This window comes from Pseudomonas sp. KBW05 (assembly GCF_003852405.1).
Lineage (GTDB): Bacteria > Pseudomonadota > Gammaproteobacteria > Pseudomonadales > Pseudomonadaceae > Aquipseudomonas.
Genome location: NZ_QAJM01000004.1, coordinates 66632 through 86189 on the forward strand (window position 1 = coordinate 66632; position 19558 = coordinate 86189).

Annotated in this window: 18 protein-coding genes; 1 reads left to right on the forward strand and 17 read right to left on the reverse strand. The window is 61.0% G+C overall.

The genetic code is table 11. The features are described from left to right. Window positions 1-58: 58 nt before the first annotated feature. The 6 genes from dxs to DBR46_RS04125 all read right to left on the reverse strand — a co-directional run bounded on the left by dxs (window position 59) and on the right by DBR46_RS04125 (window position 7326). Window positions 59-1957, reverse strand: coding sequence for a 1-deoxy-D-xylulose-5-phosphate synthase (dxs, locus tag DBR46_RS04100; protein ID WP_124525104.1), 1899 nt, complete (start codon window positions 1955-1957; stop codon window positions 59-61). Between the two features lie 111 nt (window positions 1958-2068). Then, the gene (gene ispA / locus DBR46_RS04105) at window positions 2069-2956 is read right to left on the reverse strand and encodes a (2E,6E)-farnesyl diphosphate synthase (RefSeq protein ID WP_124525105.1); all 888 of its coding nucleotides are present in this window, start codon (window positions 2954-2956) and stop codon (window positions 2069-2071) included. After that, window positions 2953-3195 (reverse strand): exodeoxyribonuclease VII small subunit, encoded by a 243-nt coding sequence (locus DBR46_RS04110; RefSeq protein ID WP_003176346.1) that lies wholly within the window; start codon window positions 3193-3195, stop codon window positions 2953-2955. Before DBR46_RS04110 ends, ispA begins: the two co-directional genes overlap by 4 nt. Window positions 3196-3354: 159 nt before the next feature. After that, window positions 3355-5784 (reverse strand): TonB-dependent siderophore receptor, encoded by a 2430-nt coding sequence (locus tag DBR46_RS04115; RefSeq protein ID WP_124525106.1) that lies wholly within the window; start codon window positions 5782-5784, stop codon window positions 3355-3357. Between the two features lie 103 nt (window positions 5785-5887). Next, a complete protein-coding gene (locus tag DBR46_RS04120) occupies window positions 5888-6820 on the reverse strand; it encodes a FecR family protein (protein ID WP_124525107.1) in 933 nt (310 codons plus the stop codon). Beyond that, entirely contained in the window at window positions 6817-7326 is a 510-nt protein-coding gene (locus DBR46_RS04125; RefSeq protein ID WP_124525108.1) for an RNA polymerase sigma factor, read from the reverse strand. The genes DBR46_RS04120 and DBR46_RS04125 overlap by 4 nt, the downstream gene beginning before the upstream one ends. A gap of 196 nt (window positions 7327-7522) precedes the next feature. On the opposite strand from DBR46_RS04125, the gene DBR46_RS04130 reads away from it, so the two are divergent. Next, window positions 7523-9442 carry a hypothetical protein gene (locus DBR46_RS04130; RefSeq protein ID WP_124525109.1) on the forward strand — a complete coding sequence of 640 codons (1920 nt, stop codon included), beginning with the start codon at window positions 7523-7525 and terminating at the stop codon, window positions 9440-9442. Here DBR46_RS04130 and DBR46_RS04135 read toward each other — a convergent pair. The 11 genes from DBR46_RS04135 to eat form a co-directional block, all read right to left on the reverse strand. Further along, a complete protein-coding gene (locus DBR46_RS04135; RefSeq protein ID WP_124525110.1) occupies window positions 9439-9837 on the reverse strand; it encodes a MerR family transcriptional regulator in 399 nt (132 codons plus the stop codon). The two genes, DBR46_RS04130 and DBR46_RS04135, sit on opposite strands and share 4 nt — an antisense overlap. Next, on the reverse strand, window positions 9776-10420 hold the full coding sequence (locus DBR46_RS04140) for an NAD(P)H-dependent oxidoreductase (protein WP_124525111.1): 645 nt from the start codon (window positions 10418-10420) through the stop codon (window positions 9776-9778). Before DBR46_RS04140 ends, DBR46_RS04135 begins: the two co-directional genes overlap by 62 nt. Before the next feature lie 297 nt (window positions 10421-10717). Then, on the reverse strand, window positions 10718-11350 hold the full coding sequence (ycaC, locus tag DBR46_RS04145) for an isochorismate family cysteine hydrolase YcaC (protein WP_124525112.1): 633 nt from the start codon (window positions 11348-11350) through the stop codon (window positions 10718-10720). Between the two features lie 449 nt (window positions 11351-11799). Further along, window positions 11800-12573: a S24 family peptidase gene (locus tag DBR46_RS04155; protein WP_124525114.1), complete on the reverse strand. Its 774-nt coding sequence runs from the start codon at window positions 12571-12573 to the stop codon at window positions 11800-11802. A gap of 214 nt (window positions 12574-12787) precedes the next feature. Beyond that, on the reverse strand, window positions 12788-13315 hold the full coding sequence (gene ppa, locus DBR46_RS04160; RefSeq protein ID WP_003176323.1) for an inorganic diphosphatase: 528 nt from the start codon (window positions 13313-13315) through the stop codon (window positions 12788-12790). Window positions 13316-13424: 109 nt separating this feature from the next. Further along, window positions 13425-14240 carry a zinc-dependent peptidase gene (locus tag DBR46_RS04165; protein ID WP_124525115.1) on the reverse strand — a complete coding sequence of 272 codons (816 nt, stop codon included), beginning with the start codon at window positions 14238-14240 and terminating at the stop codon, window positions 13425-13427. Between the two features lie 6 nt (window positions 14241-14246). Then, complete coding sequence (locus tag DBR46_RS04170) at window positions 14247-14903, reverse strand: DedA family protein (RefSeq protein WP_124525116.1); 657 nt, start codon at window positions 14901-14903, stop codon at window positions 14247-14249. Window positions 14904-15203: 300 nt separating this feature from the next. Beyond that, a complete protein-coding gene (locus DBR46_RS04175; RefSeq protein WP_017735604.1) occupies window positions 15204-15662 on the reverse strand; it encodes an N-acetyltransferase in 459 nt (152 codons plus the stop codon). Window positions 15663-15754: 92 nt separating this feature from the next. Next, on the reverse strand, window positions 15755-16588 hold the full coding sequence (gene eutC / locus DBR46_RS04180) for an ethanolamine ammonia-lyase subunit EutC (protein WP_124525117.1): 834 nt from the start codon (window positions 16586-16588) through the stop codon (window positions 15755-15757). Further along, the gene (locus tag DBR46_RS04185) at window positions 16585-17979 is read right to left on the reverse strand and encodes an ethanolamine ammonia-lyase subunit EutB (protein ID WP_124525118.1); all 1395 of its coding nucleotides are present in this window, start codon (window positions 17977-17979) and stop codon (window positions 16585-16587) included. The genes eutC and DBR46_RS04185 overlap by 4 nt, the downstream gene beginning before the upstream one ends. A 52-nt stretch (window positions 17980-18031) precedes the next feature. Beyond that, window positions 18032-19465 carry an ethanolamine permease gene (gene eat / locus DBR46_RS04190; RefSeq protein WP_017735607.1) on the reverse strand — a complete coding sequence of 478 codons (1434 nt, stop codon included), beginning with the start codon at window positions 19463-19465 and terminating at the stop codon, window positions 18032-18034. Between the last annotated feature and the right edge of the window lie 93 nt (window positions 19466-19558).

The following is a 19558-nucleotide window of genomic DNA, read 5'->3' on the forward strand; positions in this document are numbered from 1 at the left end:
GTCTTCGCGAGCAAGCCCGCTCCCACATTTTAGATCCGGTTTCTGCCGGGGGATTGGGTTACAGGCCCAGCAGCGCCATGCGCTCGCGGACCGACGCTTCAATCCCGGCTTCATCCAGCCCGCATTCCGCCAGCATCTGCGCCGGCTTGGCGTGTTCGACGTACACATCCGGCAAGCCCAGGTGCAACACCGACTTGAGGATGTTCTCCCGCGCCAGGAATTCGCTGACTGCCGCGCCCGCACCACCCATGATGGCGTTTTCTTCGACCGTCACCAGCAGCTCGTGGCCGGCGGCGATTTCGCGTACGAGGGCTTCATCCAGCGGTTTGACGAAGCGCATATCGACCACGGTGGCGTCGAGCTTCTCGGCGACTTTCAAGGCTTCGGCCAGTTGTACGCCAAACACCAGGAAGGCGGTCTTGCTGCCTTGGCGGCGCACGATGCCCTTGCCGATCTCGATAGGCTCCAGGTCCTTCTCGATCACCGCATTCGGGCCATTGCCGCGCGGGTAGCGCACGGCGGCCGGGCCGTTGTACAGGTGGCCGGTGCTGAGCATCTTGCGCAGTTCGTTTTCGTCACTCGGTGTCATCACCAGCATGCCGGGGATGCAGCGCAGGTAGGACAGGTCGAAGCTGCCGGCGTGAGTCGGGCCGTCTTCGCCCACCAGGCCTGCACGGTCGATGGCGAACAGGACGTCGAGGTTCTGTACCGCGACGTCATGCACCAACTGGTCGTAGCCGCGTTGCAGGAAGGTGGAGTAGATCGCCACTACCGGCTTGGCGCCTTCACAGGCCATGCCCGCCGCGAACGTGACCGCATGTTGTTCGGCAATCGCCACGTCGAAGTAACGCAGCGGGAAACGCTCGCTGAACGCCACCAGGTCGGAGCCTTCCTTCATCGCCGGGGTAATGCCCACCAGGCGCGGGTCGGCGGCGGCCATGTCGCACAGCCATTCGCCGAACACACCGGAATACTTCGGTCCGCTGGCCTTTTTCGGCGCGGCGGCGGGGGCGTCCACGGGTTCCAGCTTGGTGATGGCGTGGTAGCCAATCGGGTCGACTTCCGCCGGGGCGAAGCCTTTGCCTTTTTTGGTGACGATGTGCAGGAACTGCGGGCCCTTGAGGTCACGCATGTTGCGCAGCGTGGCGATCAGGGTGGGCAGGTCGTGGCCGTCGATCGGGCCGATGTAGTTCCAGCCCAGCTCTTCGAACAGGGTGCCGGGCACCAGCATGCCCTTGGCATATTCTTCGGTACGCCGGGCAATTTCCCACGCGCCAGGCAGACGCGAGAGCACCTTCTTGCTGCCTTCACGCATGCTGGCGTAGGTGCGGCTGGAGAGGATCTTGGCCAGGTAATTGGACAGGCCCCCGACGTTGCGCGAGATCGACATGTCGTTGTCGTTGAGGATCACCAACATGTTGGCGTCCACTTCCGGCGCATGGTTCAGCGCTTCGAAGGCCATGCCGGCGGTCAGCGCGCCATCGCCGATCACCGCAATCGCCTTGCGATCACTGCCTTGCAGGCGGGCGGCGATGGCCATGCCCAGCGCGGCGCTGATGGAGGTGCTGGAGTGGCCGACGCCAAAGGTGTCGTACTCGCTCTCGGAGCGACGCGGGAAGGCGGCAATGCCGTCCTTCTGGCGCAGGCTGCCCATTTGTTCACGGCGGCCGGTGAGGATTTTATGCGGATACGCCTGATGGCCCACGTCCCACACCAGCCGGTCGTCCGGGGTGTCGAAGACGTAATGCAGGGCGATAGTCAGCTCTATGACGCCCAGGCCGGCACCGAAATGCCCACCGGTCTGGCCGACCGTGTAGAGCAATTCCAGGCGCAACTCATCGGCCAGGGTTTCCAGCTCGGCTTCACCCAGACGACGCAGGCCGGCCGGCGTGGCAGCACGGTCGAGCAGGGGCGTGGACGGGCGCTTGCGGGGAATCTCTTGAAACGTCGTGGGCATCAGGCGAATCGTTATAGGTATAAGAAGAGGCGGCAGTTTACCTCAAGCATCGCAAACTGCCCACGCAGAGCGCCGAACTTGGCTGATATGCGGCTGCAATGGCCGCCCTGATCAGTGCCGGCGTTCGACGATATACCGCGCCAGGTCGCGCAGTGGCTCGGCCGCCGCGTCGAAAGGTCGCAGGGCGTCCAGGGCCAGGTCGCGCAGTTCCAGGGCATAGGCCTTGGCGGCTTCAAGCCCGAGCAATGCCGGATAAGTCGGTTTGTCCCGTGCGATGTCGGCGCCCTGGCGTTTGCCCAGGGTGGCGGTGTCACTTTCGACGTCGAGGATGTCGTCCTGCACCTGGAACGCCAGGCCGATGGCGCGGGAATACGTCTTCAGCGCCGCCAGCTGTTCGGCCTCAGCGCGGCCACTGGCCAGGGCGCCGAGGTGCACGGCGGCTTCGATCAGTGCGCCGGTCTTGTGGCGGTGCATGTATTCCAGGGCCTGTTGATCCAGCTTCTGGCCGACCGAACCGAGGTCGATGGCTTGACCGCCGACCATCCCGGCGGGGCCAGCGGCGACGGCCAGGGCGGTGACCATGCGCAAGCGGATCTCGGCGTTGACACTGCTCAGCGTCGGGTCCAGCAGGGCGCTGAACGCCAGGCTTTGCAGGCCGTCACCGGCGAGAATCGCACAGGCTTCGTCAAAGGCTTTATGGGTGGTCGGCTGGCCGCGACGCAGATCGTCATCGTCCATGGCCGGCAAATCGTCATGTACCAGGGAATAGGCGTGGATCAACTCCACCGCACAGGCCGCGCCATTGGCCTGCTCGGCCGGTGCGCCGAGGGCTTCGCATGCGGCATACGCCAGCAACGGGCGCACACGCTTGCCGCCATTCATCACGCTGTAGCGCATGGCTTCATACAGACGCTTGAGTTCGGGGCTTGGCGCAACAAACAAGGGCTCCAGCGCCGCATTGACCCGGGCTTGGCTACTGGCCTGATACGCGTCGATCATTCCGGCTGTTCCGCATCGAAGGGTTCTTCGGCCAACTCCCCGTCACGTTCCAGCAGCACCTGGACCTTCTGCTCGGCCTGCGCCAAGGCGCTCTGGCAGTCGCGGGTCAGGCCGATGCCTTGCTCAAACGCTGTCAACGAGTCTTCCAGCGACAACTCGCCGTTCTCCAGACGCTCGACCAGAGTTTGCAGGTCGGCGAGGGATTGTTCGAAATCGAGTGCAACTTTTTTGCGGGCCATGGCGGCTATTCCGGTAGACGGTAAACCGGCGCGACACTAGCAGACATGGGGATGCTGGGCAAATAAGCGGGTAAATGAGCGGGGAGCCAGGGCAGGGGCGTGAGCCGAATAGAGGAATTNNAATTCCTCTATTCGGCTCACGAATCTTTCTGGCCTATATCAGAAATCGTACTTGAACCCCGTCATCACATTGCGCGGCGCTCCATAAACCCCGGCGCTGGTGGTGGTGAAGTACTCCTTGTCGAACACATTGTTGAGGTTCACCGACGCCGACAGGTTTGGCGTGATTTCGTAGCGCGCCATCAGGTTGGCCACGGCGTAGCTTTCCTGGGTGTAGTAGCTCAGGTCGAAGCCGGTTTTGCTCTGCCAGTTGAAGCCGCCGCCGACGGTCAGTTTGTCCAGCGGGCCGGACAGGCGGTAGGTGGTGAACAGTTTCACGCTGTGGCGGGGGATTTGCGTGGCGATGCGTTGGTCATCGGCGTCGGTGCTGACGCTGTAGGTGTAGCCGCCGGCGGCGTTCCAGCCCGGGGCCAGTTCGCCGTTGAGTTCCAGCTCCACGCCCTGGGTGGTGGTGCCTTGCACGGCTTTGTAGGCCTGGAACAATGTAGGCGTCAGCTTGTTGCCGTCGGGCTGTGAGAGGTTGTCTTGCTCCAGGCGGAACAACGCCAGGTTGGTGTTCAGCGTGTCGTCATTGAAGCTGCCCTTGATGCCCAGCTCATAGCCGGTGCCTTCCAGCGGCGCCAGGTAGGAGCCGCTGACCGTCTGGTCGCTTTGCGGGCTGAAGATCTTGGTGTAGCTGCCGTACACCGACCAGCGGTCGCTGAGGTCGTAGACCAGGCCGCCATAGGGGATGAACACGCCGTTTTCTTCGCGGTCGAGGTGGATGTCGTCGTAGCCTGCGGCGCTGTAGGTGACGTCGTCAGTTTGCTTCCAGTTGATCAGACGCCCGCCCAGGATCAGGCTGGTGGCGTCATTGAGGTGCCAGCGCGAGGTGAGGTAGGCCGAGTATTGGTTTTCCTTGAAGTCTTCCTTGCCCTTTTTTTCGAAGTCGGGCTTGGGCGCGCTGCCGTCCCAGTCGTAGATCGGCCCGATGGCGCCGTCGTAGCCGGTCCAGGCGCGCATCCAGCCGCCGTAGTCCGGGGCGTTGGTGTTGCGGATTTGCGAGAGCTGCATCCCGGCGATCAATTCATGCTCGCGCCCGAGGAATTCGAACGGGCCGGTGACATAGGCGTCAATCGCGTTCTGCTTGGGGTTGCCCTGGAATTTGTTGGGGATCACCACGCCGCCCAGGCCGGTGACCGGGTCGGGGTTGCCGGAGAGAAAGTCGATGGCCGAATCGTATTTGTTCTCGGTGCGGGTGAAGTCGAGCTTGGCGCTCCAACCGTTATCGAACTGCTGCTCCAGGGACGCGAAGTAGCTGGTCTGGGCGTGATCGTAGAACGACCAATCGGTAGCGGTGTTGTAGGACCGTTTGAAATCCGTACGCCCGCCAGCGCTGTCGAACAGTGGGAAACCGCTGCGCGGCGGCGCGTTGGTGTGCACGGTCTGGTAGCTGAAACCGAGGGTCAGCAGGGTGCTGTCGCTGAGGTCGAATTCGCTGATGCCGTAGACCAGGTTGGTGTCCTGCTTGTAACGATCGACCCAGGAGTGCTGGTTCTTGTAGTCCAGCACCATGCGGCCACGGATGTTGCCAGCGTCGGTGAGCGGCCCGGAGACGTCCACCGAGGTGCCGTAGCGGTCCCAACTGCCGGCTTCGCCGCTGATGCTGGCCTGGGGCGTGGCAGTGGGGCGCTTGCGGATCAGGTTGATGGTGGCCGACGGTTGGCCCATGCCGCTGATCAGGCCGGTGGCGCCGCGCACCACTTCGACGCGGTCGTACATCGCAGTGTTCTGGGTGTAGTTGTCCATGCGCGACGAGGTCGGCACGCCGTCGATCTCGAAGTTGCTGATGGCGAAACCGCGCGAGTAATAGGCGTCGGAGTCCGCGCCCTGGCCTTCGCGCACCACGGTAATGCCGGAGGTGGCCTCCATCGCGTCCGTCAGGTTCGAGAGTTTCTGGTCGGCGATGCGCTGTTGGGTAATCACCGTGACGGACTGCGGAGTTTCCTTGAGCGCGATGTTCAGGCGGTTGGAGCTGCTGGACGACTGCGTGGTGTAGGAACCAGTGCCTTCGGTGGTGGAACCGGGCGCCTTGCCGGAAATGCTCACCGGCGACAATTGCAGGGTGTCGCCCGCGTTGGCCGGGATATCAATCACGAAACTGCCAGAGTTCGGTTGGCTGTAGCGGGCGTGGGTGCCGCCGGTGAGGATGGCCAGCGCTTGCTGCGGCGTATGTTCGCCGTGCAGTTCAGCGGAACGCAGGCCATTGGCTTGGGCGGAGTCGTACAGCACTTGGTAGCCGCTTTGCTGGGCGAACTGGTCCAGCGCGTCGGTGAGCGATTGCGCGGCGATATTGAACGTCAATTGCTGGCTGCTCACTTCGCTTGTCACCGGCGCGGCGGCATTAACGTAGGACAGTGGCAAGCCGGCCGCCATCAAAGCGACCGCCAGCGGTAAGTAGTTGAACCCCGTGACCTGTGAATACGACATACATCCTCCCCGGACTACAAATGATAATGCTTCCTAAGTGCGGGGTAAGACGCAGCAGGCAGCCGAATTACCGTGGGAGGTGAAAATAATTTTTGCGTGGCGATCAACCGCGCACGATCAGCACGCGACGGGTCAGAGCGGTGGTGCGCAATTTTTGGGTGCTGATCAACGCGTCGAGGGCGCTGTCGACCTGGTTCAAGTTGAAACTGGCGCTGATGGGCCGCTGCCCGACCTGTTCGTCGAGCCAGATCACGCGGCCGCCCTGGTAGCGCATCAACTCCTCCAGCACCTCGCGCAACGGTGCATTGCGCACGCGCAGTTGGCCGTCGCGCCAGGCCAGCAGGCGCTCGGCATCGACGGCTTGCGGCGCTTGCACCTGGCCCTCGATGACCTTGAGTTGTTCGCCCGGTTGCAGCACCTGATGTTGCCCGCCGCCCATCACTTCGACCCGGCCGCGCAGCAGCGTGACTTCGTCCTCGCTCGCGCCATGGCTGACCGCAAACGCCGTGCCCAGCACGCGCACCCGCGTATTGCCGGTTTGCACCACGAACGGCCGGCCATCGTGGCTTACGTCGAAGAACGCCCGCCCGCGCAACAGGTGCACGCGGCGTTCATCGTTGTTGAGGGTGATATCGACGGCGCTGTCGCTGTCCAGGTGCACCTGCGAACCGTCGGCCAGGGCGATGTCCTGCTGCTGCCCGGTGGCCGTGGCGTAGTCGCTGCCCCAGGTGTTTAGCGGCGGGGTCGCCAGCATCAGCGTGGCGAAGGCCAGCAACACGCAGGCAGCGGCGGCATACAGCGTGCGTCGTGGCCGCGGCCGGCGTCGTTCGCTGCGGCGTACTGCGTGGGCCGGTTGCTCCAGCAGGCGCCAGAGCATTTCCACATTCTGGTAGGCATTGGCATTCAGCGGGTCCGCACGCCACAGTTCGTAGTCGTTGCGCTGCTCGGCGCTGACGTTTTCGCTGCGCAGGCACGTCCACCAATCCAGCGCTTGCTGATCACGTTCGGACGGCGAGGGTGCAGGGTGATTATTCATCGGGACTCGTTGCCTTGCAGGACCGCCGCGCAATGGGCCATGGCCTTGTTCAAATGCCGCTCGACCGCACGGGCATCCAGGCCCAGGCGAATGGCGATTTCCTTGTAGCTCAGTTGTTCGACCCGGGCCAGCAGAAACACTTCACGGGTGGGCGAGGGTAGCCCATCGATCAGGCGCTGCAAATGCTCCAGGGTATTTCCGGCGATCGCGCTGCCTTGCGGGTCGGCGTCGCTGGCCAGGTCCTGCAAGTCCTGTTCGTCGCGCATGCCGCGTACGCGGTTGCGGCGCGCGTGGTCGATGCTCAGGTTGTTGGCGATCCGGTAGAGGAAGGCGCGCACGTTGCCGATCTTGGCGACTTCGCTGTTCATCAGGCGGATAAACGCGTCTTGCAGCAGGTCGTTGGCGGTTTCGCGGCAGTTCACCCGGCGGGTGAGGTAGGCCAGCAGTTCACTGCGGTGACGGCGATAGAGCGGGCCGAGGTTGCGGTTGCCGGGGTCGTCGGACATGGCACGAAGCGCCGCTCTGGGGGTGGGGGAAGGGATGGTAGTGCTAATGAGAAATTGTCGCAAGAACGTCGGTTCGCGACTCCAACGTGTGGCTGAGGCGGTTATCACAGTAATGGCCTAGTGCTATTCTGCGTCACGACCTGCAGCCCCCCGTGGACAGTGCAGGCAAAAAAAGCGCGTTTGAGGAGATAGGGATATGTCGTTGTTGGCGTTCTTGCAGGCCAAAAAATACTCAAGCTCGGGGCGTGTGCATGTCGCGCCGAATATTCCCAAGAAGCTGCTGAGTAATGCCCTGGCGGCGTACGATTTGACGCTGGACCCCAGCGACGTGGTGGTGTTGATCGACGACACCATGTTCGGCAGCGGCAAGGACGGCTGCCTGATCGGGCATGACTGCCTGGCGATCCGCGAAACCTTCAGCGACGCGGTCAGCTATTCCTACAGTGAAGTGCAATCCCTGGAGATTCAGGGCAGCAAACTCTTCCTCAACAAGCGTCAGGCGATTGCCTTCAACATGCCGGACAAGGCCGACCTCAACCAATGTTTCACGTTGGTGCTGGAGTGGATGCGCAGCCAGTCCACCGATCAGCCACCGGCCTCGGTCAAACGCGCTGAGGCCAAGGCAGCCGGCAGCCAGGAATTGAGCGCTGCGCAAGTCGACGCCGTGGTGCAAATGACGGTCAACCTGGCCGAGCGCCTGGGCCTGGAGCGCGTCTACGTGCGCCCGCACATCCCGCAGAAAAAACTGCACGCGGCGCTGGAGTCCTACGGCGCCAATATGCGTGAAGACGAAGTGCTGGTGCTGATCGACGACACCCTGTTCGGCGGCGCCAAGGAAGGCGTGTTGATGGGCGAGAGCAAGCTGGCGCTGAAAATGGTGTTTGAAGCGCCGCGCCTGTTTTTCTGGCGCCACCTGGAAGGGCTGTCGGTGGAGAAGCGCGACCTTTACATCAATGCGCGTAAGGTCGGCTCCTTCACCCAGGTCGGCGAAAAGGAGTTGGGCGAGTTTTTCTCACTGATCGACCAAGCGTTGGTTGATGCGCGTCAGGCCTCGGCCGATGACATCCCGTTGCCCGTCAGTGCGGCGCCTGAGCCTGTGCAAGCCGAAGAAATCTTCGCCCTGGCGGTCATCGCAGATACCGACGTACAGAGCCCCGCCGAGCAACAGAAAAAAGCCGGTGCCAAGGACAAACTGCTGGGCTACGTCGCCGTGGCGATCGAGCAAAACAAGCCGAAGATCTTGCCGTTCCTCAAGGAAAAAACCGGTGAGGCGTCCCTCGCTGCTTTGCGTGATGACGCGAACGTTGAGAAGCTTGGCGGGTTCATTTATGCCTTCCTGCCGGGCGTGGTGCGCCTGGCACTCAAGGAAGAAACCTTCGTGCGCTTCGTGCTGGAAAACCGCAACAAGCTCCTCGACAAACTACTGGTCGGCGAAGCCGAACGCGTCGCCGCGCTGCCCGACATTACGCCGGTGAACCGTGGCTATCACGCCGACCTCGACGACCTGCTGATGGACGACGAGCCCGAGGTGCGCCCGGGGCAAAAACCGATCGAGACCCTGCGCTCGATTTTGCAGGAGCTCCAGCAAGAGCTGCACGACGACCCGGAGGCCGAGTTCATCTGGCAGTTGCCTATCGGCTTCCTTGACGCGCTGCTGCCCAAAGCCGAAAAACTGATCGGCTTCCCCGACAAGAAAGTCGAGGATCAGGTCTTTTTTGTACTGGCCCTGATGTATGGGTTTTCCTTCCACAAGGTGCCCGAGGTCGTGCGCAGCCAAGAGAAGATTCTGGAAACCTTCCTCAACGGTTTCGGCGTCATTCTGAGTTGCTACGAAGAGCACAACCCCGCCAGCGCCTTCAACGTCGATGATGACGTGATGCCCATGTTGCTGATCATGACCAAAGTGGCGAGCAAGCAGCAGCTCAATGAACTGGTCAGGAAAATGCTCGACGAGCACACCAGCGCCACTGAGCCGGGCGATTTCGAGATGGACGACATCATGGCGCTGCTGCGTGAGGCCAACAACGGCGCAGTGGCCTGGGTGGACGCGCTGACCCGCATCAGCGTGGCCCACGAACGTGAAGTGCAACGCAAGTGGGGCGACGTGCTCAACTAAGACCGTGATGGGCGGCCAGTTTCAACCAGGCGTTCGAACTGGCACTGCCCTTGCGCACCGTCCAGGCTGGCCTCAAAGGCCAGCAAGCCGGCCAGTACCTTTTGCTGGGCTTCAATCTGCGTGACCAACTCGTGTTTTTTCCGCGCAATCGCCTGTGCTGCGCGTTGCTGTGCAAGCGTATTTCCTGGGTCGTCGTGGAGAATTTCCTGCAACTCCTTGAGCTTGAATCCCAGCTGTTGGGCGCACTTGATAAACATCAACAACTCGACACTCTGCTCGGAATAGACCCGGTACTGGCCCTCCCGTTGGGGTGCTGGCAACAGGCCAATCGCCTCATAGTGACGAATCGCCTTGATGGTCGTGCCTGACAGTTGCGCGGCTTTGCCGATGTACATGAAAACTCCCTTTTCCCACGAGTGCGCCGGCCTGTTGCAGCCATTTTTCCCGTTGTGCGGGTGTCGATCCCAATACCGGCCCGAAGAGTAACGTTTGGGTCGGCTTGATGCCGCAAAACGCCAGGGTGGTCTTGCGCATCTGATGCACGCCCGGCATGCGGTAGAACCAGCGGTAATACCATGGCGGCGTGTCCAGGGCCACCAACAAATGTGCGGTTCGGCCTTGCAAGAGCTTGTCGGGGAATGCCTTGCCTGCACGGTATTTAAAGGCAAATCCGGGTAGGAAAATACGGTCGATAAAGCCTTTCAACAACGCCGGAATGCCGCCCCACCAGATCGGGAACACGAAGGTCAGGTGAGTGGCCCAGAGGATATCGGCCTGGGCGCTGAGCAGGTCGGGCTCCAGGGCTTGGATCTGGGCGTAGCCGTTGTGCAGGATCGGGTCGAAATCCAGCTCGCCCAGGCGCAGCACACGCACCTCATGGCCGGCGCTTTTTGCACTGCGGGTGTAGGTATCGGCGAGGGCGGCGCAAAAGCTGGTGGTGGCGGGGTGGCCGAGGATGACCAGGATGCGGTGGGGCATGGTGGGGTGTCCTGAATGGGGGGATTCAGGGTAGGGGGTGCTGTATAGGGGAGAGTCAAGGGCGGCATTTGTGCAAGCACCGCTTGCACAAATAACGGAGCGCGTTATTCCTGCACGCTTGCGCTGACGATAGGTTGATATCTATCAGCTTTCTAGTTGTGCAGCAGCCTGCTGAACGATTGATCCACTCAAATAGGGTCTACGAATGGCGGCGGCGATAGAACCGTTTTGCACCGTTGGCCCACCAACCACCAAAGCCTGCTTTCTAGGGCAGGCCTGGCGGTTCAATCGTTTGGTTTAGTCCTTGCGCGCCGTCAGCGCTGAGTAACCATTCATCAAGTTGCGATAGTTCGGAATGCGCTGGGACAGCAGGTTGCCCAGGCCTTCGATATCGTTGCGCCAGTCGCGGTGCAGCTCACAGGCCACCGAGAACCAGTTCATCATCTGCGCGCCGGCCTGGGTCATGCGGCTCCATGCGGCCTGCTGCACCGTGGTGTTGAAGGTGCCCGACGCATCGGTAACCACGAACACATCAAAGCCTTCCGCCAGTGCCGACAGGGTCGGGAACGCGACGCACACATCGGTGACCACCCCGGCAATGATGATCTGCTTGCGGCCGGTGGCCTTGATCGCCTTGACGAAGTCTTCGTTGTCCCAGGCGTTGATCTGGCCAGGGCGGGCGATGTACGGCGCGTCCGGGAACATCTCTTTCAGCTCCGGCACCAGCGGGCCGTTGGGGCCTTGCTCGAAGCTGGTGGTGAGGATGGTTGGCAGGTCGAAGAACTTGGCCAGGTCTGCCAGGGCGAGCACGTTGTTCTTGAACTCGTTGGGCGAGAAGTCCTGCACCAGGGAAATCAGGCCGGTTTGGTGGTCGACCAGCAGTACGATGGCGTCGTCTTTGTTCAAGCGGTTGTAGGTTTGAGTGCTCATGGTTGAATCCTTTTTTGTTTAGGTTGGTTGGGTGTTGCGTTCAACATGGGCACAGATTAATGGGTTGGCTGCGGGTGATAAACCAGCTGTCGCGTGTCTTACTGTCAACTCAAAAGAGACAATTTGGGGCGGGAGATTCCGTTGGTTCGCTCGGCGTTGCCGCGAAGGCTGCGTTAGGTTTTCTTTGAACGAGGGCGAGTTACCGATGATTGACGCTCAGGTCACTATGACTTTCTTACGGGCATTAAAAAGCCGGCTTGTGGCCGGCTTCTCGCTGACTGCTTCAGCTTGTTTTTGACAAACCTCAACAGCCTTCAAATCGCTCAGCCAACATTGCGTCTGGCTGAATAGTAGGGGCATCAGCGGGAACTCCTCCGCATCGCCGAGCAGGGTGAATAGCCTTAAGCCATCCCCTGCCAAATGTGCGGCGCATGATACCCACATTCACCTCAAATGCCCACCTCCGGTTCCGATTTAGAGCCTTCCCAGCCCAACAGGTGTTCATCCAGCGGCACGGGTGGGCGGCGGTTGTTGAGGGTGGACCACCAGAATACCCAGCCCACGATCTGGAAGTTTTGTTCGAACCGTTGCTCGTAGGTGAGGTATTCGTCGGGATGTTCGCCGGCGTTGTGGCTACGCATGCGCAGGCCGCCGCCGGGGCGGTTGTAGAGGTATTTGATACGCAGCATGCCGTCATGTTCGACGGCATAGATTTCGCCATCGATGATTTGGGTGCGACCGCGGTCAACAGCGAGAGTGGAGCCTTGCTGGATAATGTCGATCATGCTGTTGTCGGTCATGTAGGCGCCGACCGCGCGATCGGGATTCACGGCAAGGGTTTCGAGGGTGTGCAGGGAGACGCGGATGCGCTCGGTGGAGGTGAAGGTGGGGTGGAGGGGGATCTCCACGTCGATTTTTTCCGGGGCGCAGGCTGGGCCTGTAAGGTATTTGCCGCTGTCTTCGCGGGTGGGCAGTGCATTCCTTGCAGTGGGGCCGTCCAACAGAAAGTTGGCCGGTGGGTGTTTGGGGCCAAGGCCGGAGTTCAGCCAGCGACTGGAGACGCAGAGCAGTTCTGCGATCTCGTTGAGTCGGCCCATGGGGACGCCGCGCTTGAACCAGTTGTTCACGTGTTGAGGCGTGACGCCACGGTTCTTGGCGAAGTCGGAGGCGGAAAGATGAACTTCCCGTAACAGCGCTTTTAAACGATCACCTGATGTATTCATAAACGCAGAGTTTACTGGCGGGGAAAACTAATCAAATAAACTAAGCGTTGATTTGCGCGTGTAGGCTTTTGCTTAGTTGTGGTTTGATTTTTCAGAATTCTTGTATTGTTAAACGTTAGTTGCTCTTTGTTGAACTTCGTGTTTAATGTCGCGCACAAAAAAGCCCCGAATAATCGGGGCTTTCTTTTATTGCTGTCGCCATGAGGCGCGGTTATCAGCCTTTGTAGGCGGCAACCGACTTCATGATCTCGGCGCGGGCGGCGTCTGCGTTGCCCCAACCGTCGATCTTCACCCATTTGCCTTTTTCGAGGTCTTTGTAGTTCTCGAAGAAGTGCTTGATCTGTTCCAGCAGCAGTGGCGGCAGGTCGGTGTATTCCTTCACGTCCACGTACAGCTGGGACAGCTTGTCGTGTGGCACTGCGATAACTTTGGCATCGCCGCCGCCGTCGTCGGTCATGTTCAGGATGCCCACTGGACGCGCGCGGATAACCGAGCCAGGGGTCACCGGGTAAGGGGTTACGACCAGCACGTCGAGGGGGTCACCGTCGTCAGCCAGGGTGTTAGGGATGAAACCGTAGTTGGCCGGGTAGAACATCGGGGTGGCCATGAAACGGTCAACGAACAGGCAGTCGCTGTCTTTGTCGATTTCGTATTTGATCGGCGCGTGGTTGGCCGGAATCTCGATGGCGACGTAGATGTCGTTCGGCAGGTCTTTGCCAGCCGGAATCTTGCTGTAGCTCATTGGGCGTTGCCCCCGTTAATTGGCCAAGAAACTTGGCCGGATTGGCCTAAAAGTGGCGGCGATTATAGGCACATTCTGGCGCCGATGCCATGCGCCAGACGTCGTACGGTCATTCGCCTTGCGGCTGATAACGCGGGTCGCTGGCTTGCAGTTGGTGCAGGCGGGCCAGGGGATCCTGGCGATAAAAGCGGCTGAGCTGGGCGTACACCTGTGGATAACTATTGGCCAGTAAATCCGGGGCGCTGAAAAAGTATTCGCTGGTGACGGCAAAGAACTCCGCCGGGTTTTCGGCGGCGTAGGGGTCGATCTCGGTTTCGACATCCGGGTTGGCGTCCAGTTGACGATTGAGGTCGTCGTAGGCGCCTTGCATCACGCTGGCCCACTCTTGTACGCGCATGTCGTGGTGCAATGGCGGCAGGCCATTGGCGTCGCCGTTGAGCATGTCGAGTTTGTGCGCCAGTTCGTGGATGACTAGGTTGTAGCCTTCCCAGTTGCCGCTGGCCAGCACGCCGGGCCAGGCGAGGATCACCGGGCCCTGTTGCCAGGCTTCGCCGCTGTGTTCGCCGTCCCATTCGTGTTCGATGCCGCTGCTGTCGCGATGGCGCTGGGGGCTGAGGAAATCGTCGGGATACAGCACGATTTCGTGGAAGCCCTGGTACCAGTCGAGGTCACCCAGGTTCATCAAGGGCAGTTGCGCCTGGGCGGCCAGCAGCAGGCGTTGTTCCTGGTGCAGTTCGACGCCGGGGAGGGCGGTGAGGTGTTTTTCGGTGAGGAAGACCACGCAAGCTTCGCGCAGCCACTGATCCTGCTCGGCACTGATGCCGTCGAGGAAGGTCAGGTGCTGGCGCACCCGTTGCCAGGTGTCATCGGCAATCGGGTGCTTGGCCAGCAGGCGCCGGCGACGCCAGGCGCTGAGGGACCACATAGCCAGTTACTGCGGCTTGGCTTCGGAGGAGGTGCGGCCAAAGCGGCTGCGGAACACGCCAATGATCATCGGCACCAGCGACAGCAGGATGATAAACACCACCAGCAGCGAGAGGTTTTTCTTGATAAACGGCACGTTGCCGAAGAAGTAGCCCAGGGTCACCAGGCCGCCGACCCAGAGGATGGTGCCCAGCACACTGAAACCGAAGAAGCGCGGGTAAGGCATTCGGGCGATGCCGGCGACGAACGGCGCAAACGTGCGCAGGATCGGCAGGAAGCGCGCCAGGGTCACGGTTTTGCCGCCGTGCTTGTCGTAGAAATCGTGGGTTTTTTGCAGGTAGTCGCGACGGAAGATTTTCGAGTTCGGGTTGCTGAACAAGCGTTCTCCGGCTGTTCGCCCGATCACATAGTTGGTGCTGTCGCCGAGTATCGCCGCCAGCATCAGCAGGCCGCCGAGCAAGACCGGGTCCATGCCACCGCCGGCCGCCACGGCGCCAGCAATAAACAGCAACGAATCACCCGGCAGGAACGGCATGATCACCAGGCCGGTTTCGCAAAAGATGACAAGGAACAGAATGGCGTAGATCCACGGACCGTAATTGGTTACCAGCATGTCGAGGTAGACGTCGAGATGCAGGATAAGGTCGAGCGGGTTGAAATCCATGGATGGCACCTGTGTGAATGGCTCGGCTCAGCAGGCCAGTGCGGAAGCTTGGGTAAGGAAGGCTACAAGTATATGTCGCGATTCTTACATCCTTGAGAGGTCCGCATTATACGGATCGAGAGGTGAAAAGCCTGTTGGTTTTGTAGCGGGGGATGTCGCGATTTGTAAGGATATACACGGATCCAAAATGTGGGAGCGGGCTTGCTCGCGAAAGCGGTGTGTCAGTCAGCACATCTGGAACTGAACCACCGCATTCGCGAGCAAGCCCGCTCCCACAGGGGATTTGTGGTGTTGGGGGCTTCAGTCTTCGCTGATCGGCAGCACGTAGTTCTTGAACTCCGTGTCTTCACGAAAGCCAATCGACTCATACGTCTTCTGCGCCACTTCGTTGTCACTGCTGGTGGACACCCGCAGCCGCACCGCGTGGGTTTCCTTGGCCATTTTCTTCGCCGTACGCATCAGATTATCCGCCACCAATTGCCGGCGAGCGTCTTCGGCCACATAGATGTCGTTGAGAATCCACACGCGCTTGAGCGACAGCGACGAAAAGCTCGGATACAGCTGGCAAAACCCCAGCAGCTTTTTGTCATCGTCATCGGCCAGGGCCAGGTAAATCACCGACTCCTTGCGCCGCAGGCGTTTTTCGAGGAAGGCCCGCGACGAATCCGGGAAGGGCAACGCCCCATAGAATTCGCGGTATTTGACGAATAATGGGGTCAACAGGTCCAGGTGTTCCAGGGTCGCTTGAGTAATCCGCATGCCAGGCCTCAACTTCCAAATGGGGTATGACCACACAAGCGGCCGTGACTCGATGCTGCCTAATGGCGTGAAAAAGCGCAATCGTGCAGCGATTAGTCATCCGGTGAACTGAGCAGGAAATTACCTTTCATCAGGTCTGGATCATCCGATTCGATGGTCTGAACTTGCGCCTCATCCTTGAGATTGACCCCCGACAGCTGCCGGCGACACGCCTCTCGCATCAAGTAAAGCAGGCGATGGGCGGCCATGCCGTAGCTCAGGCCTTCCAGGCGGACGTTGGAGATGCAATTGCGATACGCATCGGTGAGGCCAACCTTGGGGTTATAGGTGAAATACAGCCCCAGGCTGTCCGGTGAACTGAGCCCCGGCCGCTCGCCGATCAGAATCACCACCATCTTCGCGCCGAGCAGTTGGCCAATCTCATCGGCCACGGCCACGCGGCCTTGTTCGACCAGGATGACGGGCGACAACGACCAGCCTTCGGCGTGGGTCTGTTCTTCCATGCGTGTCAGAAACGGCAGTGTGTGTTTATGCACGGCCAGCGCGGACAGGCCATCGGCTACCACCACCGCCAGGTCCACGCCGCCGGGATTGGCGGCTGCATGTTCGCGCAGCGCCTGTGCCGACTCATCGCTCAAGCGCCGCCCCAGGTCCGGGCGTTGCAGGTAGCTGTGCCGGTCCGTTGCAGCGCTGTGCAGCAGCAGGCTGTCACGGCCGCGCTCGGCCAACTGGCCGCTGAGGCCGGTATGGTCGAAGGGCAGGTGCACGGCGTCGCGCGCCTGGGCGTGGGCGAACTGGAAGTCGAGTTGGGCATTGGTGGGAATGCTGGTGCCGGTACGGCCCAGGGCAATGCGCGCCGGGGTCAGGCGGCGCAGCTCCAGCCACGGGTTCTCTGGTAGGTCGAGTTGCACGGGCGGCTCCTTCATCCCAATTGCGCCAAGGCTTGGCGAAACGCCGGGGGCAGGCTGTTGCCGAAGCGCACCTTGCCGTCGGCTTGCGTGAAGATGCCCATTTTCGCCAGCCACTGTTCAAATTCCGGCGCCGGCTTTAAACCCAAGGTTTGCCGGGCATACAAGGCGTCGTGGAACGAGGTGGTCTGGTAGTTGAGCATGATGTCGTCGGAGCCGGGGATGCCCATGATGAAGTTGATCCCGGCCACGCCGAGCAGGGTCAGCAGGGTGTCCATGTCGTCCTGGTCGGCTTCGGCGTGGTTGGTGTAGCAGATGTCGCAACCCATCGGCACGCCCAGCAACTTGCCGCAGAAGTGGTCTTCGAGGCCGGCGCGGATGATCTGTTTGCCGTTGTACAGGTACTCGGGGCCGATAAAACCGACCACGGTGTTCACCAGGAACGGCTTGAAGTGCCGCGCGACTGCATATGCGCGGGTTTCGCAGGTTTGCTGGTCGACACCAAAGTGCGCATTGGCCGACAAGGCGCTGCCTTGACCGGTTTCGAAATACATCAGGTTCTGGCCCAGGGTGCCGCGATTCAGGCTCAGGCCGGCGTCGTAACCTTCCTGCAGCACGTTGAGGTTGATGCCGAAACTGGCGTTGGCCGCCTCGGTGCCCGCAATCGACTGAAACACCAGGTCCAGCGGTACGCCACGGTTGATCGCTTCGATCGAGGTGGTGACGTGGGTCAGCACGCAGGCCTGGGTCGGGATCTCGTAGCGCTGGATGATCGCGTCGAGCATCTCCAGCATCGCGCAGATCGAGGCGATGCTGTCGGTGGCCGGGTTGATGCCGATCATGGCGTCGCCGTTGCCGTAGAGCAGGCCGTCGAGAATGCTCGCGGCGATACCGGCTGGTTCGTCTGTGGGATGGTTCGGTTGCAGCCGTGTGGATAAACGCCCGCGCAGGCCCATGGTGCCGCGGAACTGGGTGACCACGCGGATCTTCTGCGCCACCAGCACCAGGTCCTGCACACGCATGATCTTGGAGACGGCGGCGGCCATCTCCGGTGTCAGCCCTGGCGCCAGCGCGCGTAGGCTGTGTTCGTCGGCTGCGTCACTGAGCAGCCAGTCGCGCAGGCCGCCGACGGTCAGGTGGCTGACCACGGCAAACGCCTGCTTGTCGTGGGTGTCGATGATCAGCCGGGTGACTTCATCGCTTTCATAAGGAATCAGCGCTTCTTCGAGGAAGTGTTTCAGCGGGATATTGGCCAGCGCCATTTGCGCCGCCACCCGCTCGCCGTCGTTCTGCGCGGCCACGCCGGCGAGGAAATCCCCGGAACGTGCGGGGCTGGCCTTGGCCATCACGTCTTTCAGGCTGTCGAAGCGGTAGGTTTGTGTACCCACCGCGTGGGAAAAGCTTGCCATACAGTGTCTCCTTGACGACGCGGGCAGCCGCCCGCGTCGAGGTTTACGGCAGTTAGTGCAAGGCGGCTTCTGCGGCCTGGATCGCCGCGAATTCCTCTTCGGGCGTGCCTGCTACCAAGTGATGCCGGCTGTAGAAAGCAAAGTAAGCAATTAATACTCCATAGATGATCGCGGCGCCAATAACCACGCGCGGATCCACCAGGAAGCCCGCCACCACGGCCACGCAGGCCAGGACCAAGGCCACGCCGGAGGTGAAGATGCCGCCGGGTGTGCGGTACGGACGGTCCATTTTGGGGCGACGGATGCGCAAGGTGATGTGCGCGGCCATCATCAGTACGTAGGAAATGGTCGCGCCAAACACCGCCACCAGGATCAGCAAATCGCCCTGGCCGGTCAGCGACAGGCCAAAACCGATGATGCCGGGGATCACCAGCGCCAGTACCGGGGCTTTGCTCTTGTTGGTCTGCGACAGTTTGCGCGGCAGATAGCCGGCCCGGGACAGGGCAAAGATCTGCCGCGAATAGGCGTAGATAATCGAGAAAAAGCTGGCGATCAAGCCGGCCAGGCCGACCAGGTTGACGAAACTGCCCATCCACGTCGAACCGCCGTAGGACAGTGCCAGCGCTTCAACCAGCGGGTTGCCGGATTTGACCAGCGCGTAGGTGCCCGCGCCGCCCGGGGCAATCACCAGGATCAGCAGGGCGAAACTGGTCAGCACCACAATGGCGCCAATCAAGCCGCGCGGCAGGTCGCGTTTTGGGTTCTTGGTTTCTTCAGCCGCCAACGGCACGCCTTCAACGGCGAGGAAAAACCAGATCGCATACGGAATCGCCGCCCACACACCCACGTAGCCGAAGGGCAGGAAGGTGCTGGCGCCCTTGGCTTCGGTGACCGGAATGTCCAACAGGTTGGCGACATTGAAGTGCGGCACCATCGCCACCAGGAACACGCCCAGGGCAATCGCGGCGACGGCGGTAATCACAAACATCAGCTTCAAGGCTTCGCCGACGCCAAAGATGTGGATACCGATAAAGATGATGTAGAACGCCAGGTAAATCATCCAGCCGCCAATGCCGAACAGCGACTCACAATACGCGCCGATAAACACCGCAATGGCGGCGGGGGCGATGGCGTATTCGATCAGGATCGCGGTGCCGGTAAGGAACCCGCCCCAAGGGCCAAAGGCGCTGCGGGCGAAGCCGTAGCCACCGCCGGCAGTGGGGATCATGGAGGACAGCTCGGCCAGGGAAAAGCACATGCACAGGTACATGGTGGCCATCAGCAATGTGGCGAGGAACATGCCGCCCCAGCCGCCTTGGGCCAGGCCGAAGTTCCAGCCGGCGTAGTCGCCGGAGATGACGTAGGCAACACCAAGGCCCACTAATAGCACCCAGCCGGCGGCGCCTTTTTTAAGTTCGCGTTGTTGGAAGTATTGGGAATCGACTTTTTCGAAGTCGACGGAAGATCCAGTCGGTTCGCTAGGCATGGGAAGTACCTTTCATTGTTATTGTTCTAATTCGGCATCTGTGTGCCGGATGAAGTTTGCAAGTACTTATGAAGATCCAATTGTGGGAGCGGG

Coding starts and splice junctions, on each gene's coding strand:
- DBR46_RS04135 (WP_124525110.1), bottom strand. CDS start 9,837: ATGTACATCGGCAAAGCCGCGCAACTGTCAGGCACGACCATCAAGGCG.
- ppa (WP_003176323.1), bottom strand. CDS start 13,315: ATGAGCTACAGCAAGATTCCGGCTGGCAAAGACCTGCCGAACGACATC.
- ycaC (WP_124525112.1), bottom strand. CDS start 11,350: ATGAGCACTCAAACCTACAACCGCTTGAACAAAGACGACGCCATCGTA.
- DBR46_RS04155 (WP_124525114.1), bottom strand. CDS start 12,573: ATGAATACATCAGGTGATCGTTTAAAAGCGCTGTTACGGGAAGTTCAT.
- DBR46_RS04130 (WP_124525109.1), top strand. CDS start 7,523: ATGTCGTTGTTGGCGTTCTTGCAGGCCAAAAAATACTCAAGCTCGGGG.
- DBR46_RS04175 (WP_017735604.1), bottom strand. CDS start 15,662: ATGCGGATTACTCAAGCGACCCTGGAACACCTGGACCTGTTGACCCCA.
- DBR46_RS04115 (WP_124525106.1), bottom strand. CDS start 5,784: ATGTCGTATTCACAGGTCACGGGGTTCAACTACTTACCGCTGGCGGTC.
- DBR46_RS04120 (WP_124525107.1), bottom strand. CDS start 6,820: ATGAATAATCACCCTGCACCCTCGCCGTCCGAACGTGATCAGCAAGCG.
- DBR46_RS04170 (WP_124525116.1), bottom strand. CDS start 14,903: ATGGATTTCAACCCGCTCGACCTTATCCTGCATCTCGACGTCTACCTC.
- DBR46_RS04125 (WP_124525108.1), bottom strand. CDS start 7,326: ATGTCCGACGACCCCGGCAACCGCAACCTCGGCCCGCTCTATCGCCGT.
- ispA (WP_124525105.1), bottom strand. CDS start 2,956: ATGATCGACGCGTATCAGGCCAGTAGCCAAGCCCGGGTCAATGCGGCG.
- DBR46_RS04110 (WP_003176346.1), bottom strand. CDS start 3,195: ATGGCCCGCAAAAAAGTTGCACTCGATTTCGAACAATCCCTCGCCGAC.
- DBR46_RS04140 (WP_124525111.1), bottom strand. CDS start 10,420: ATGCCCCACCGCATCCTGGTCATCCTCGGCCACCCCGCCACCACCAGC.
- eat (WP_017735607.1), bottom strand. CDS start 19,465: ATGCCTAGCGAACCGACTGGATCTTCCGTCGACTTCGAAAAAGTCGAT.
- dxs (WP_124525104.1), bottom strand. CDS start 1,957: ATGCCCACGACGTTTCAAGAGATTCCCCGCAAGCGCCCGTCCACGCCC.
- DBR46_RS04185 (WP_124525118.1), bottom strand. CDS start 17,979: ATGGCAAGCTTTTCCCACGCGGTGGGTACACAAACCTACCGCTTCGAC.
- eutC (WP_124525117.1), bottom strand. CDS start 16,588: ATGAAGGAGCCGCCCGTGCAACTCGACCTACCAGAGAACCCGTGGCTG.
- DBR46_RS04165 (WP_124525115.1), bottom strand. CDS start 14,240: ATGTGGTCCCTCAGCGCCTGGCGTCGCCGGCGCCTGCTGGCCAAGCAC.